Annotated in this window: 14 protein-coding genes, 1 tRNA gene and 1 other RNA gene; 6 read left to right on the top strand and 10 right to left on the bottom strand. The window is 66.1% G+C overall.

Annotated elements, in window-relative coordinates; translation table 11 throughout:
• Nucleotides 1-20 precede the first annotated feature (20 nt).
• Nucleotides 21-836 (top strand): hypothetical protein, encoded by an 816-nt coding sequence (locus ACZ6ZD_RS10460; protein ID WP_465670461.1) that lies wholly within the window; start codon nt 21-23, stop codon nt 834-836.
• Between the two features lie 201 nt (nt 837-1,037).
• Here the strand turns inward: ACZ6ZD_RS10460 and ACZ6ZD_RS10455 are convergent, their stop codons facing one another.
• A complete protein-coding gene (locus ACZ6ZD_RS10455) occupies nt 1,038-2,663 on the bottom strand; it encodes a long-chain fatty acid--CoA ligase (protein WP_465670459.1) in 1,626 nt (541 codons plus the stop codon).
• Nucleotides 2,664-2,803: 140 nt separating this feature from the next.
• On the opposite strand from ACZ6ZD_RS10455, the gene ACZ6ZD_RS10450 reads away from it, so the two are divergent.
• Nucleotides 2,804-3,283 carry a MarR family winged helix-turn-helix transcriptional regulator gene (locus ACZ6ZD_RS10450; RefSeq protein WP_465670457.1) on the top strand — a complete coding sequence of 160 codons (480 nt, stop codon included), beginning with the start codon at nt 2,804-2,806 and terminating at the stop codon, nt 3,281-3,283.
• Nucleotides 3,284-3,285: 2 nt separating this feature from the next.
• Nucleotides 3,286-3,684 carry an SRPBCC family protein gene (locus ACZ6ZD_RS10445; protein ID WP_465670455.1) on the top strand — a complete coding sequence of 133 codons (399 nt, stop codon included), beginning with the start codon at nt 3,286-3,288 and terminating at the stop codon, nt 3,682-3,684.
• Here ACZ6ZD_RS10445 and nadE read toward each other — a convergent pair.
• Nucleotides 3,681-4,499 carry an ammonia-dependent NAD(+) synthetase gene (gene nadE / locus ACZ6ZD_RS10440; protein ID WP_465670453.1) on the bottom strand — a complete coding sequence of 273 codons (819 nt, stop codon included), beginning with the start codon at nt 4,497-4,499 and terminating at the stop codon, nt 3,681-3,683. The genes ACZ6ZD_RS10445 and nadE overlap by 4 nt on opposite strands.
• Nucleotides 4,500-4,547: 48 nt before the next feature.
• An RNA gene (gene ffs, locus ACZ6ZD_RS10435) (signal recognition particle sRNA small type) lies at nt 4,548-4,644 on the bottom strand.
• Between the two features lie 182 nt (nt 4,645-4,826).
• On the opposite strand from ffs, the gene ACZ6ZD_RS10430 reads away from it, so the two are divergent.
• Together ACZ6ZD_RS10430 and ACZ6ZD_RS10425 are read left to right on the top strand one after the other, a co-directional pair.
• Nucleotides 4,827-4,911 (top strand) — tRNA-Ser (locus ACZ6ZD_RS10430).
• 254 nt (nt 4,912-5,165) lie between these two features.
• Nucleotides 5,166-6,950, top strand: a complete 1,785-nt coding sequence (locus ACZ6ZD_RS10425) for a GmrSD restriction endonuclease domain-containing protein (RefSeq protein WP_465670451.1) — start codon at nt 5,166-5,168, stop codon at nt 6,948-6,950.
• A gap of 54 nt (nt 6,951-7,004) precedes the next feature.
• Here the strand turns inward: ACZ6ZD_RS10425 and ACZ6ZD_RS10420 are convergent, their stop codons facing one another.
• The 3 genes from ACZ6ZD_RS10420 to ACZ6ZD_RS10410 form a co-directional block, all read right to left on the bottom strand.
• On the bottom strand, nt 7,005-7,553 hold the full coding sequence (locus tag ACZ6ZD_RS10420) for an SDR family oxidoreductase (RefSeq protein ID WP_465672662.1): 549 nt from the start codon (nt 7,551-7,553) through the stop codon (nt 7,005-7,007).
• Nucleotides 7,550-8,032: a GNAT family N-acetyltransferase gene (locus ACZ6ZD_RS10415; RefSeq protein ID WP_465670449.1), complete on the bottom strand. Its 483-nt coding sequence runs from the start codon at nt 8,030-8,032 to the stop codon at nt 7,550-7,552. Before ACZ6ZD_RS10415 ends, ACZ6ZD_RS10420 begins: the two co-directional genes overlap by 4 nt.
• 106 nt (nt 8,033-8,138) lie before the next feature.
• Nucleotides 8,139-8,882: a glycosyltransferase family 2 protein gene (locus ACZ6ZD_RS10410; protein WP_465670447.1), complete on the bottom strand. Its 744-nt coding sequence runs from the start codon at nt 8,880-8,882 to the stop codon at nt 8,139-8,141.
• Between the two features lie 162 nt (nt 8,883-9,044).
• Here ACZ6ZD_RS10410 and ACZ6ZD_RS10405 point away from each other — a divergent pair, with 162 nt between their 5' ends.
• Entirely contained in the window at nt 9,045-9,860 is an 816-nt protein-coding gene (locus tag ACZ6ZD_RS10405; RefSeq protein WP_465670445.1) for a nitroreductase/quinone reductase family protein, read from the top strand.
• Here ACZ6ZD_RS10405 and ACZ6ZD_RS10400 read toward each other — a convergent pair.
• The 4 genes from ACZ6ZD_RS10400 to ACZ6ZD_RS10385 all read right to left on the bottom strand — a co-directional run bounded on the left by ACZ6ZD_RS10400 (nt 9,851) and on the right by ACZ6ZD_RS10385 (nt 14,032).
• On the bottom strand, nt 9,851-10,597 hold the full coding sequence (locus ACZ6ZD_RS10400; protein WP_465670443.1) for a class I SAM-dependent methyltransferase: 747 nt from the start codon (nt 10,595-10,597) through the stop codon (nt 9,851-9,853). The genes ACZ6ZD_RS10405 and ACZ6ZD_RS10400 overlap by 10 nt on opposite strands.
• 321 nt (nt 10,598-10,918) lie before the next feature.
• Nucleotides 10,919-11,824, bottom strand: a complete 906-nt coding sequence (locus tag ACZ6ZD_RS10395) for a carbohydrate ABC transporter permease (RefSeq protein WP_465670441.1) — start codon at nt 11,822-11,824, stop codon at nt 10,919-10,921.
• A complete protein-coding gene (locus tag ACZ6ZD_RS10390; RefSeq protein WP_465670439.1) occupies nt 11,817-12,755 on the bottom strand; it encodes a carbohydrate ABC transporter permease in 939 nt (312 codons plus the stop codon). Before ACZ6ZD_RS10390 ends, ACZ6ZD_RS10395 begins: the two co-directional genes overlap by 8 nt.
• Nucleotides 12,752-14,032, bottom strand: a complete 1,281-nt coding sequence (locus ACZ6ZD_RS10385; protein WP_465670437.1) for an extracellular solute-binding protein — start codon at nt 14,030-14,032, stop codon at nt 12,752-12,754. The genes ACZ6ZD_RS10390 and ACZ6ZD_RS10385 overlap by 4 nt, the downstream gene beginning before the upstream one ends.
• Nucleotides 14,033-14,133: the final 101 nt, after the last annotated feature.

The following is a 14,133-nucleotide window of genomic DNA, read 5'->3' as shown; positions in this document are numbered from 1 at the left end:
GCGCGCCCTAGGGTGACCGGATGGGGAACGGCGACCCGCGGTACGACGTGATGATCCAGCGCGCCCGGGAGCAGCTGCCCGCCGACGGCCGGATCCTGGCCGTCTATCTGATCGGCAGCTACGGCGCCGGCGAGGCCGATCGCTTCAGCGACCTCGACCTGCACCTGGTCGTCACGGACGAGAGCCTCGGCTGGTTCGAGGCCCATTGGGACGACATCCTCCGGCAGGTCGCCGGCCTGGTCGTCTTCAGCGACCGCCTCCCCGGGCTCGCCGGCGGCCTCGGCATCACCGCCGACTGGCTGCATATCGACCTGATCGCCCACCCGCTGAGCTCCTTCGACCGCTTCCAGTACGACGGCGTCCGCGTCCTCTACGACCGGGACGGCGTCCTCTTCCCGGACGGCGATCAGCCCCGAGAGCACGGCCGACCCGGGACGCCGTACTGGCCGGACGGCGTCGTCCCACTGTTCTTCTACTTCCTGGGCAACCTCGTCACAGCCCTCGGCCGCGACGAACGAATCGTCGCCAACCAGGGCCTCAACGCCGTCCGCGACCTCCTCATCCGGGTGATGCTCGCCGAACGCGGAGTCCGCCGTACGACGGGCGCCAAACACCTCAACGCCCTCCTGAGCCCGGACCAGCGCGCCGTCCTGGAGAACATCCCACCCGCCGGCTCGAACCTCACCGACCTCATCGCCGCGAATCAATACATCGCCCGCGAAGTCCTCCGCCGAGGCCAAGCCCTCGCCAAGCAAACCGGCGCCACCTGGCCCACCGACTTCGTCAACGCCACCCTCGCCCACCTACACCGACACTTCGGCCTCCCCTTCGACTGAAACCAACTACCCGATCGGCGCGACGCCGACCAGCCCCAACTCCTCCCCGCCGAACCCTCGCCACCCGGCGTCCAGAAACGTCGGAAAGCCTTACCAGGTACAACTTCGGCGATCGGCAGGAGAGCGTTGGTGCTGACAGCAACCACTTTCAGGAACGACGATCCAGCACAGCCGCCCCTCGACCCGGCCCGAGCTGGACCGTCACTTGAGGTGGTAGTTGGCGAAGCGGGTGCGGAGGTCTTTCTTGGAGAACTTGCCGACTGAGGTTTTGGGGACTTCGTCGATGAATTCGACGGCGTCGGGGAGCCACCATTTGGCGACCTGGGGTTCGAGGTAGGCGAGGATTTGTTCGGGGGTGACGCTGGAGCCTTCCTGGACGACGATGCAGGCGAGCGGCCGCTCGTCCCACTTGGGATGGGGGACGCCGATGACGGCGGCCTCCTTGACGTCGGGGTGGGCCATCAGGAGGTTCTCGAGCTCGACCGAGCTGATCCACTCGCCGCCGGACTTGACCAGGTCCTTGGTGCGGTCGACCAGGCGGACCGAGCCGAACTGGTCGATCGCGGCGACGTCGCCGGTCTTCATCCAGCCGTCTTCGGTGCTGAGCTGGACGCCCTCGTCGGGGCGGTAGTACTCGGCGGCGATCCACGGCCCGCGGACCTGCAGCTCACCGGTGGCCTCGTCGTCCCACGGGAGCTCGGTGATCGAGCCAGGTTCGACGATGCGGACCTCGACGCCGGGCAGCGGCACGCCCTGGCGGGCGCGAAGCTTGGCTTTCTCCTCTTCGGGGAGATCCGCATGCCGCGGCGGGACGTGCGCGGCCGTTGCGACCGGGCTGGTCTCGGTCATCCCCCAGGCCTGCAGGATCGGCTTGCCGAGCTTCTCCCGGAAGGCCTCCGAGAGGGCTGCCGGGACGGCCGAACCACCGCACGGGATCCGCCGCAGCTTGGGCAGCTCCACGCCGTCCAGCAGCGGGAGCAGCCCCTGCCAGATCGTCGGTACGCCAGCGGTCAGCGTGACCTCCTGCTCCTGCAGGAGCTTGAGGATGCCCTGCGGGCTCATGTCGGGCCCTGGGAAGACCAGACTCGCGCCGGCCATCGGCGAGGCGTGCGCGAGGCCCCAAGCGTTCGCGTGGAACATCGGTACGACCGGCATGACGGTGTCGGTCTCGGCCAGACCGATCGCGGAGTTCGTCAGGACGCCGATCGAGTGCAACCAGGTCGAGCGGTGCGAATACACGACGCCCTTGGGATTCCCCGTCGTCCCGCTCGTGTAACACATGGCGGCGGCCTGGTTCTCGTCGGCGACGTGGAACTCGACCGGCTCCGCCGCGGCCAGCAGCTCCTCGTAGTCGTGGAAACGCGGGTCGCTCGGCACCTCGACCCCGGGAGCGCCCGGCGGCAGGTCGTCCATCACGACGACGTGTTTCAGCAACGGGAGCCGGTCGAGCAACGGCAGGAAGAGCCCGAGCAACGATCGGTCGACGAAGACGACCTCGTCCTCGGCGTGGTTGGCGATGTAGACGATCTGGTCGGGGAAAAGTCTGATGTTCAGGGTGTGCAGCACGCGGCCCGTACACGGCGCCGCGAAGTACAGCTCGAGGTGGCGCCCCGAGTTCCACGCGAACGTGCCGACCCGGCCGTCGGCGGTGATCCCGAGCGTGTCCAGTACGCCGCCCAGGCGTCTGGTCCGCGCGGCCCACTCGCCGTACGTCATGGTGACCGGCGCCGGCCCGCCGGTGTGGACCGTCCGGTCCGGGTAGAACTGCTCGGCCCGGCGGAAGATGTTGTCCAGGGACAGCTGGTAGTCCTGCATCAGACCCTTCATGCAGACACTGTGCCAGTCCCGATGTCGCCTTGCCCAGGACCTCAGCAGGACTTTCTCCGGCCCTTTTCCGGAACTTTCAGCACCGCGCGGCGGCGTCCGAAACAGATGACATGACATACGTGTCGTGTAATCTATTAGTCATGAAGGTACTGGAGGAGCTGCGTTATCTCGTGCTGGCGATCCAGCGCGAGGGCAACCGGCTGCTCGCCGCAGAGCTGCGCCCGCTGGGGATCACGCCCTCGCAGGCCGAAGTTCTGCGGGTGTTGCGGGACCACGGCCCCCTCACGCTGAACGCGTTGGGCGGCCTGCTGGTCTGTGAGACAGGTAACAGCCCGAGTCGTTTGGTCGATCGACTCGTCGCGCAGGGCCTGGTGCAGCGCAGCGTCGACAAGGTCGACCGGCGCTACCTCGCGCTCAGCCTGACCGCGCGCGGCCGCGCGTTGCACCGCCGCATCGTCACCGCGGAGAACCGGCTGCACCGAGCGATCGACGGCCTGGTCGCCGACCGGTCGCTCGACGAGACCATCGCGACGCTGCGCGCCGTCGCGGACGGCTTCCCGGCCGGAGCGGCCCTGGCCCGCCGCCGCGGCCGCGCCCACGAACTCGCCCAGGAGAGATAGCCATGGAGCAAGCCACCGACGCCATCCCCGCCGGCCCGTCCGCGATCAGGCACATCCTGCTCGACGCCCTCGCGCTACCGGAGTGGAACGAGGCATTCCTCGCGATCGACGGCCCCGCCGCCGCGGAGCAGGGCAGCCGCTACGGGCTGCGCGTCCGCCCCGGCCTGACCGGCGAGCTGCAGTACACCGCCGTCGAGCCCGACCGGATCGAGATCACCTGGCAGGTCCCCGGGTTCCGCGAGGTCGCCGTCTGGAGCATCGGCCCCGAGAGCCAGGTCACCCACACCTTCGAGCAGACCGGTCCTCTGGCGACAGTCCTCCGCCCCGCCTACCGCAACATCGCCACCATCCGGCTGGCCCGCCTCGCCAACCGCGCCCGGCAGCTCGCCCACAGCTCCTAGTCGACGGCGTACGGCATGACGCGCTTGTGAGCGGTCCGCCGGTGCGTCGCGATGATCTTCGACGCCGCCTCGTCGCTGACCTCGCGCCCCTCGAGGAAGTCGTCGATCTCGTCGTACGTAACACCCAGAACGGCCTCATCAGGCACACCGGGGTTGTTGGTCTCCAGATCGGCCGTAGGCACCTTTCCGGTGATCTCCGGCGCCGCACCAAGCTGAGCGCCGACCTCACGGACCCGACGCTTGCTCAGCCCCGACAGCGGCGTCAGATCGCACGCACCGTCGCCGTACTTGGTGTAGAAGCCCATCACTGCCTCAGCAGCGTGGTCCGTCCCGACCACCAGACCGCCGCGCGCGCCGGCAACGACGTACTGAGCCACCATCCGCTGACGGGCCTTGATGTTGCCGACGTGGAAGTCCTCACGGTCGCCCAGACCAGCGTGCCGCACTGACTCGACCATCGCGTCCGTAGCCGGCTTCACGTCCACCACGAGCGTCTCATCCGGCTTGATGAACTCCAGCGACCGCTGCGCATCCGCCTCATCCGCCTGGACGCCGTACGGCAACCGCATCGCCACAAACGTCGCCTGACCGCCCTCACCACGCACCCGCTCCACCGCAAGCTGACACAACCGCCCAGCCGTCGCAGAGTCGACCCCACCACTGATCCCGAGCACGTACGACGTCACCCCCGACGTACGCAGCTTCTCCGCGAGGAACTCCACCCGCCGCTCGACCTCGACCGCCGCATTGAACGACGCCGACACACCCAACTCGGCGACAATCAGTTCCTGCAGATAGCGGCGCTCGGCGCTCATCGAGCCTCCCCGAAAGGGCCCAAAGCTGGACCCCGAAATGGTCCTGGACACAAGGATTCCCCGCGCACCCGGAAGAGCTCACTTACCCTTGCTGCCTTCCGGCCCTGGGGGAGTTGGGCGAGATACCGCCACGCGGGGAACCAGCCCCAAGCATACGTGATCCCCACCCCCCACCAACAACCACCCCGCCCGACCCAAGCCACCCCAACCGCCCGACCCTCCTCAGCTCCCCCACCCGCCCCGCCCCGTCCCCCCACCAGCACACCCTCACCCCACCCAACCCCCGATTTCCACAACCCAGCCCCCCTCACGTATCCTCACCATCCTGGAGGATTCGCCTAGAGGCCTAGGGCGCACGCTTGGAAAGCGTGTTGGGGGCAACCCCTCACGAGTTCGAATCTCGTATCCTCCGCAGCAGGGCCGGGCGCTTGGCGTCCGGCCCTTCTTGTTTCTGTCGGGACTTCTTTGTCTCGGGGTTCGGCGAAAAGGTTCGACGCCTCGCCGGGAGTGACCGCGCGTAGTCGCCCGATGCCGGAGAATGGAGCGCCGCGACCTCGACGTACGGCGGATCGGCGGACCAGCCCGCTGCTGATCGAAGCCCGATCGTCGATCGAGCGGTTCCAGGAAGCGCAGAACAAGTTTTAGCAAATAGGAGTAGCAGCTCTGATGTCCATCACACCTCGCGGTATGTCGATCCAAGAAGCCTACAGTCTGTATCGCGGGGAAAAGCTCATCGTGAATCGGAACTACCAGCGAAAACTGGTCTGGGGTGTCGACGAAAAGATCCATCTGATCGACAGCATTCTGAAAGGCTTCCCCATTCCGTTGTTCCTGCTCGCCGAGAAGGCGGACGGGGATTTCGAGATCATCGACGGCATGCAGCGGCTGGATGCGATCTTCGGCTACATCGAGCACCGATACGCGATCGCGAACGGCGAAACCCGAACTTACTTCGATCTCCGCGAGTTCTCGCGCGCCCGCCAGCTGGCCGAAGCCGGGGCCTTCGACGCCGAGACCGACAATCCGGATCTGCTCGCAGCCAGCAAGTGTGCCGATCTCCTCGACTACCAGCTCGCCGTGACCATCTTCGACTCGAAGGAGGAGGAGCAGATCACTGAGGTCTTCCGGCGAATCAACTCAAGAGGACGCCAACTCAGCGCTCAGGAAAAGCGACAGGCCGGCGTCGTCAGCGACTTCGTGCGGATGGTCCGCAAGCTGGCCTCAGATTTTCGGTACGACGGTTCGCCCGATGTTCTCCCGCTGACCAAGATGCCGGTTGTGTCCGTCGACTCGGCACGCGAGCGCCTGGGCTACGGAATCGCCGCCGAGGAGACCTTTTGGTGCAGCCTCGGCATTCTGAACCCTCGCCAGCTGCAGCAGAGCGAAGACGAGCAGCTGCTGGCCGATATCTGCATCTCGGTCGTCCGCGGAAACACGTTCAGTGTCAGTTCGGACGTTCTCGACAAGTATTTCGACCCAACCACGGCGGAGAGCGCCTCGCTGGCGATCGATCTGAACACGTACGGGACCGAGGTTCTGGCAAGCGACGTCAAAGACGTCCTCGGCGCCATGAAGAAGATGGTCGAATCCGAGCGTCCGGGAATCAGCGGAGCATTCCGCTCACATGTCAGCACCAGCAGTTTCACATCGGCGAAGACACCGTTCTATGCGGTCTTCATGGCCTTCTTCGACCTGATGATAAAGCACCAGAAACAGCTGACTGATCCGAAGTCCGCTTTCGCCGCCATCAAAAAGATCTCAGCGCGCCTGACCCCCAGCCGGAACACGACCACAGAGCAGCAGCGCCAGGAGAACATCGACATCGTTCGGGGGCTCCTGGAGAAGCACTTCTCGAGCGCACCTCGTCCGGCCCTCACTCATGGTCCGGCCATGGAGATCGAGTTCCCCAACATCATTCGGCGGGCGCCGATCGAGAGCGCGCGGTACGAGTTCAAGCAAGGCATCGTCTCGCTGGGCCCACGACGCGAAATCGACGCCGCCTTCCTGAAGAAGCTGCCTAAGATTGTCTCAGCCATTGCAAATGTTGGACCTGAGGCCGATGGATACATCGTGTTCGGGGTTCCCGACAACAGCAAAGACGCGGAACGTATCGAGCAGCTCGACTCCATCGTGCCGCTTCGCGTAGGCCGACAACTCCTGGTCGGCGTGGATCGGGAATGTCAGGTCCTCGGAATTCAGCTCAGTGACTACACGCGGAAATTCCTGACCGCAATTCAGAGCGCCCCACTGAGCGAGCCGCTGAAGAGTGCGGTCCTGGCCAACGTCGACACGGTGACCTACTCCGGGCGCGCGTACGTCGTCATCCGGATCCCGGCCCAGACGGACCTCACCGGCTACGACGACGAGTACTACGTCCGCGACGGTGAAGATCTTCGCAAGATGAACACCAATGAGGCGCTGGCGGCGTCCAAACGCTTCGCGAAGTCCTGATTGCGGATGGGCCGGGTGGCTAGCCATCCGGCCCATCCGCAGGTTCGCAGCACCTCAGCGGGGTGTGAAGTCCTGGGTTTTGAGCCAGGTGGTGAAGGTTCGGGTGCCTCGGGGGGCTGGGGTGGTGGGGAGGAGGGCGCCTTGGCGCATGGCGCCGGGGACGGTGTTCACGGCTTGGCCGACGAACTCGTAGAACTGGGTGGCGCGCATGATGGTCCAGGGGATGGAGCCGGCGCGAATGAGCTCTTCGTGGCGGAGTTTGCCGGCGTAGTAGGGGTGGCGCACTTTGTCGACGCCGATGATGGAGGGGGCGACCAGGTGGCGGACGCCGGCGTACTGGGCGGCTTGGAGGAGGTTGCCGGCCGCCTGCTCGAAGAAGTTGATGGCTACGGACTTGCGGTTGGTGGTGACGTTGCTGACGTCGATGACCACCTCTGCGCCGGCCAGTGCCGCCTCTAGGCCGGCACCTGTTGTCAGGTCGACTCCACGGCTTCTGGACAGAACGACGGCCAGGTGTCCGCGCTCTCGCAGTACGTCTACTACGTGCCGGCCGGATGGGACATGTGCGGGCCGGACGCCGTGGCGTCCGGCCCGGGGGGTCAGAGTTGTCGGTAGTACCTGGTTGTTGGGAAGGGGGTGCAGCCTAGGGACTCGTAGAGGGCTCTGGCGGGGGTGTGGAACGGGTCGCCGCCGGTGCCGATCTCTACGGTTTCGATGCCTTGTGACTTGAGGTGGGCGAAGGCGTGTTCGCAGAGGGTTCTGGCGAGGCCCTGGCGGCGGTGCGATGCGGCGGTGGCGAGGATGTCGATTCCGCCGTGTCGCTTGGCCGGATCGAAGTCCCAGGCCACGTAGCCGACCAGGACGCCGCCGTCCTCGGCCACTGCGGCGTAGCGGTTCTCGGACGGGTTGTGGATCTTGGCGACGTGCCGGTGGTAGTCGTCGCGCCACTGGCCGTGCGTGTTGGTGAAGACGAGCTCACCGACGACAGGGCGGTACGACTGCTCGTAGAACGGCCCGAAGGTTTCGATGGTCAACGCGATGAGCTCGTCGAGGTCATGCGGACTGTACGGACGCAGGTCCATAGGAGTGCCTTTCAACTGAAGGTATGCGGAATCAGCCGACGTACTAGTCGGCCGGCCAGCTGTGCCCTCAGTTGCGGGTGCGCCCCGCGGGGTAACACTCCATGGCTCAGAGCTTAGAGGCTCTACCGAGCCGGTGCGCGGTAATTGACAGCAGTGCGGCCGCGGCCAGGCGTGGACCGTGCGTACGGGCGAGCTGCGGGAGGGAGGCGCCGTACGTTGTTCGTAGGGTGGTTGGGCCTAGGGAGAGGGGGCTGGTGCGGCGCATGGTGGTGGCTGCGGCGCCGGCTCGGTAGCGGCCTTGGTAGAGGGATTTGAGGGTGTAGTGGGCTTGGTGGGTGATGTGGAGGTCGGGGCGGTAGGTGATGGTGTGGCCGGCTTGGAGGGTGCGGCGGGCCAGTTCGCGGTCTTGGGACTTGCGGCAGGTGGGGTCGAAGCCGTTCAGGGCTTGGAAGACGTCGGTGCGGATGCCGAAGTTGCCGCCGTTGAGGTAGTCGACGAGGACGCCGTTGGTGGCGTGGCGGTGGTTGAAGGCGAGGGCTCTGAGTCGGTTGAGGGTTGTGGTGCCGGATTCGGTGATGCGGCCGGCTACGGCGGCGTGTGGACCAGACAGCGCGTCGACCAGAGTCCGGAGCCAGTCCGCGTCGGGGACGGTGTCGTCGTCGAGGAAGCCGAGCAGCTCACCAGATGCCTTGGACACCGCGCGATTGCGCACCACGCTGACGCCTTCGCCGGCGCTGTCCACCTCTATGAGGACTTCGTACGCCGGTGCGTCGCGCTGCGCGGCCAGTGCGTCCAGGACACCTCGTAGGTCCGCGTCGCCGCGGGTCGGGATCACTACGGACACCTTCACGGGGCTCAGTCTGATCGGCTAGGGTCTGGAACGTGACTACCGGGTCGGCCTTGGGCCATGCACGAGTTGGGTTCCCGGGCGACTTCTGAGCGCCTGGCCGGCCCGCGGGCCGCCTTGTCTTCTCTTTCTCACTGATTCCAGATCATCTACCGAGAGAAGAGAATGACGAACCCTTTTACTGATGCGCTGATTGCTGAGTTTCGAGCGCAGGAGGGACGGCTGAGCGGGCCGTTCGCCGATGCGCGGATGTTGCTGTTGACAACGACTGGACGGCGTACCGGGCGTCCGCACACCGCCGTACTCGGGTACTACCCGGACGGCAAGCGGTTGTTGGTGGTCGCGTCGGCTCTTGGGGCCGACCGGCATCCGGACTGGTTTCACAACCTGCAGGCGAACGCCGAGGTGACGGTCGAGACCGGGGTGTTCACGTACGAGGCGGACGCCGTACCGCTCGCGGGCGCAGAGCGGGACGAGGTGTTCGCGCGGCTGGTCGAGGCGGACGCCGGATGGGGCGAGTACCAGGCCAAGACGACGCGGACGATTCCAGTGGTTGCGTTGGAGCAGCGAGAGGCTGGGCCGCCTGGGGGCGCTGGGTCGTTTGGGGAGCTGCTGATCAAGGTCCACAAGACTTTTCGGCGTGAGCTGGAGCTGATCCGGTCGGAGGTTGCTGGGTCCGGTACGGCGGGGCTCGGTGCGCAGCTGCGGATCAGCTGTCTCACCCTGTGCCAGGGGATGCACAACCACCACACCGGGGAGTCGATGGGCCTGCTCCCCGGACTGCGCGAGCTGCACCCCGAGCTGGCCACGGAAATCGACGCACTGCAGGCCGAGCACGACCAGATCGCCGTCCGACTGGAGGAGCTGGAGAAACTGCTCAGCGACCCCACACCGGAGCTGCTGCCAGAGGTGGACCGGCTCGTCAGTCTGCTGACCGCACACCTCGACCATGAGGAGGCGGCGTTGCTGGCCTACTTGTGAGCCAGTAGGGCGTAGGCGTTGGGTAGGCGGCCGGACCACGCGGCCGCGGCTGTACCGTCGGCGGGTCGCCAGAACGGCTCGGCGTACTCCTCTAGTACGTCGAGCCGCAGTCCGGCGCGGGTGATGGCGGTGACGAGCTGGCCGAGGGTCCACTGCCATTCGCGCGCGCCGTTGCCGGGGAAGGTGTCATTCACGTGCGACTCAGCGAAGTAGCTCCGGTCAGCTCGGATGCGCGGTTCGTCGGCGTCCCACGACCACAGCGGCACGGCTGGGTGCGCTTCGTACACAAACAGGCTGCCGCCCGGACGTAGTACGCGCGCCGCGTCGCGGGCCCAGGCGTCGATATCGCGCATCCAGATCAGCGCACCCTTGCCCGTGTACACCAGATCGGCGCAACCATCCCGGACCGGTACGCCGGGCACCTCTCCGACCACATAGCGACAAGGCGAGCCGAGGTCGGCGGCCCGACGTTGTGCGGCCGTCGCAGCGACCGAGCTGTAGTCGACACCGACCACCTGACGCGCACCCGCCCGTACGAGCGCAGCGTCGTCCACTCCATGCCCGCTCTGGAGGTGCACGACCAGTGGGCCGGCGGCCAGCACTGGTGCAAGTAACGCGACCTCCTGCGGGAACAGCTCGCCGTCCCGGGCTTGGACGAGCAGTTCGTCGTACTCGCGCACGTGCTTCGCCGAAGCCTGCTCCCAGACGACCCGATTGGCCGCGACCCGTTCGTCCATCCTCCGAGTCTTCCAACCGGTTGGTTACCCGCGCCACCGAGATTTTGACTACAGAAGGTGATCGTCACACTGCGTGATGTGACATTTTCTGGAATTTGCCGGGTCCCGGGAGAAATCGTTCGGGTAGTCGGCGAAAAAACGGGACGTACGTGTAACGCAGGGCACAGTGCGCCGATAAACGGGTGAGTGTGCCGGGTGGGGGGACTACGCGGGACACTCCGGTGTTTCTTCGGGACCACCGCATGTGGGAGGGGGCCTCGCAGATGCTCACCCGGGGCGGGGTGAGCATCTGCTCGAGGTCGGCCCACGACTCCAGGGGGCTCAGCCCTTGATGCCGACGTTCGCCATTCCTTCGATGAACCGCTTCTGCGCGAAGACGAACAGCACGATCATCGGCAGGGTCGCCAGCGCGGTGCCGGCCATCAGGTAGGGCCACTGGATCTCGGCCGGGTTCTGGGAGAAGATCGCCAGCCCCAGTTGGAGCGGACGGAGTTCGTCCGAGGTGGTGATCATCAGTGGCCAGAGAAACCCGTTCCAGGCCGCTTCGATCTGGAAGACGCCGATCGTGATCAGCGCCGGCTTGATCAGCGGCAGCATGATCCGCCAGAAGATGCCGAACTCACCGAGCCCGTCGACGCGGGCCGCCTGGGCCAGCTCGTCGGGCAGTGAGACGAAGAACTGGCGGGCCAGGAAGGTGAAGAACGGCGCCGCGCCGAGCGGGATGATGAGCCCCCACCAGGAGTTCAGCCATCCGATACCGCCCTGACCGAGGATGTTGTTCCCGCCGAACAGCGGAATCGACTTCACGATCATGAACAGCGGCACCAGGATGATCTGGAACGGCACCAGCAGCAGCACGATGAAGTACCCGAGCATCAGCTTGCCGCCGCGCAACGGCATCTTCGCCAGCGCGTAACCGGCCGTCGTACAGACGACCAGCGTGAACGCGGTCTCGCCGAGCGCGATCAGCGCGCTGTTGCGGAAGTAGCGCAGGAACGGCGCGGTCTGCATCGCCTCGGTGAAGTTGCTCCACCGCAGCTCGCCGGGCAACCAGGAGAACTTGAGGATCTCCAGCTCGCTCTTGAACGCGGTCAGCACCATCCACAGGAACGGCGTGATCATCAGCAACGCGCCGATCACCAGTGCGACGTACAACAGGATCCGGCCGGGCCGCAGCGCGGACGGCTTCCCCGCGGCGGCGACCGCCGGCAGCGTGGCGCTAGTCATTGGTGTCCGCCTTCTGAAGCATGCGTCCGACGCCGATGAAGAGCGCGATCACGATCATCATGATCACGGTCTCGGCGGACGCGTAACCGAGTTTGAGGTCCTGGAACGCGTTCTGGTAGATGTCCAGCACCAGGACGCGCGTCTCACTACCGGGCCCGCCGCGGGTCATCACGTAGACCAGGTCGAACACCTGGAAGGTGCCGACGATCGACGTGATCAGCACGAAGAACTGCACCGGGCCGAGGGCCGGCAGCGTCACGTTGCGGAACTTCTGCCACCGGTTCGCGCCGTCGATATCGGCCGACTCGAGCAGATCGCGGGAGACGCCCTGCAACGCGGCCAGGTAGATGATGATCTTGGTGCCGAGCCCCTGCCAGATGCCGACCACCATCAGCGACCCGAGCGCGGTGCCCGGGTCGGCCAGCCAGCGGTTCGGCGCGAACCCGAACAGGCTGAGGAAGCCGTTGGCCAGGCCGGAACCCGGGTTGTAGATCCACAGCCAGATCGTCGCCACGGCGACCGTCGCGGTGACGGTCGGGATGTAGAACGCCGTCCGGAAGAAGCCCAGACCGCGGATCTTCTGGTTCAGGCCGAGCGCGACGGCGAGCGAGATCGCCATCGAGATCGGGATGACGATGATCGCGTACAGGACCGTGTGCCACAACGACGCCAGGAAGTCGACGTCACGGAACAGCTCGGTGTAGTTGCCGAAACCGACCCACGACCAGGTGTCGCCGAAGCTGTAGTCGGTCAGACTCAGGACCAGCACCGCGACGACGGGGATCACGATGAATACGCCTGAGTGCAGCAGCGCCGGGGCCAGCAGGGCCCAGCCGGTGCGGACCTGATTACGGGTCAGGGTGCCCTTGTCCTTGGCGACGTCCGCCTTGCGGCTCGCGGGGATCGCCGGACGCTCGAGTGTTGTGCTCATCGGCTCTGTCCTGCCAGGTTGCGCAGCACCTTCGCGGGATCCTTCTGACCGAGGACCGCCTGGGTGAGCTGGATGTCGAAGTTGCCCCGCATCTCGAGCCAGTTGGCCGGGACCTCGTTCTCGTTCGCGGCGTACACCAGGCCGTCCGCGACGAACTTGCTCAACGGGTTGGATTTCGCTTGCGGCGAGTTGCTCGCGTCCTTGTACGCCGGGAGCTTGCGGTTCAGTTTGGCCATCGCGTCCAGCGAGCTCGGCTGGGTCAGCGACTGGATGAACGACCACGCGGCGTCCTTGTGCACGCTGCGGGAGCCGATCGACGCGAGGTCGCCGCCGAGGTACTCGATCTCCTTGCCGCTGTTGAAGCGGAAGAACTTGAGGTCGTCGCAGTTCTTCTGGCCGATGCCCTTACCGCCGGTCCCGCAGTCGACGGCGCCGCCGACGATGCCCATCGCGGCCTCGCCGGAGTACACCAGCGGCTGCTGCGCGGCGTTCACCTGACCGTACGGCTGGACGTTGTTGATCATCGACTTGATCCAGAGCAGGGTGTCGAGCCCGGCCTGGTTGTCGAAGTTCGGCTCGCCGTCCTCGTAGAGCGTCGTCCCGGTCGAAGCCAGGAAGGTCGTGAACGACTGCCGGAAGCCGGACGCCGACGCGAGGTCGAAGCCGCTCCGGGTGATGTTGCCGTCTTGGTCCCGCTTGGTCAGCTTCTCCGCGGCGATCTTGAGCTCCGCGAGGGACGCCGGCGGCTTCTCCGGATCCAGGCCCGCCTCGATGAACGCGCTCTTGCGCAGCGCGACCGCGCGCGCGTCGGCGAGCAACGGGTAGCCGTACATCTTGCCGTCGTATGTCACCGCCGGGATCAGCGCGGCGATGCTCTTCTCCTTGATCACGTCCGGCGTCAGGCCGTAGTCGCCGAGGTCGGCGAAGATGCGCTTGGACGCGAACGGCTGGATCCAGCCGACACCGGTGACCATCACGTCGTACGGGATACCGGCCGCGATCGAGGTCGACATCTTCTCGTTCAGGTTGTTGTACGTCGCGAAGTCCGGCTCGACCTTCATCTTCGGATACTTCTTCTGGAAGTCGTCGACGACCTTCTGGAACTGCGCCCGCCCCTCGTTACTGGGCGGGAACGACGGGAGCAGCACCCGCAGCGTCCCGGTCGCCTCGGCCGGCGGCACGCCGTCCGTGGTCTTGTCGATCACCCCGCTGCCACAACTGCTGGCCACCACGGCGAGCGCCGCGGCCAGCAACGTCAGTCCCACGCTACGTCTCACAGGGGAACTCCTTCACTGCCGAACCGGTTCCGGCCGGGCCCGAACGACCGGACCACCATCAAGTGCAGCGAAGGTATGGGAAAGGGCTTTCCTCGTCAATA

The sequence above is a fragment of the Kribbella sp. NPDC104218 genome, from assembly GCF_055584105.1.
Note: the sequence above shows the minus strand (reverse complement) of the source record. Positions and strands in the feature narration are given on the sequence as shown.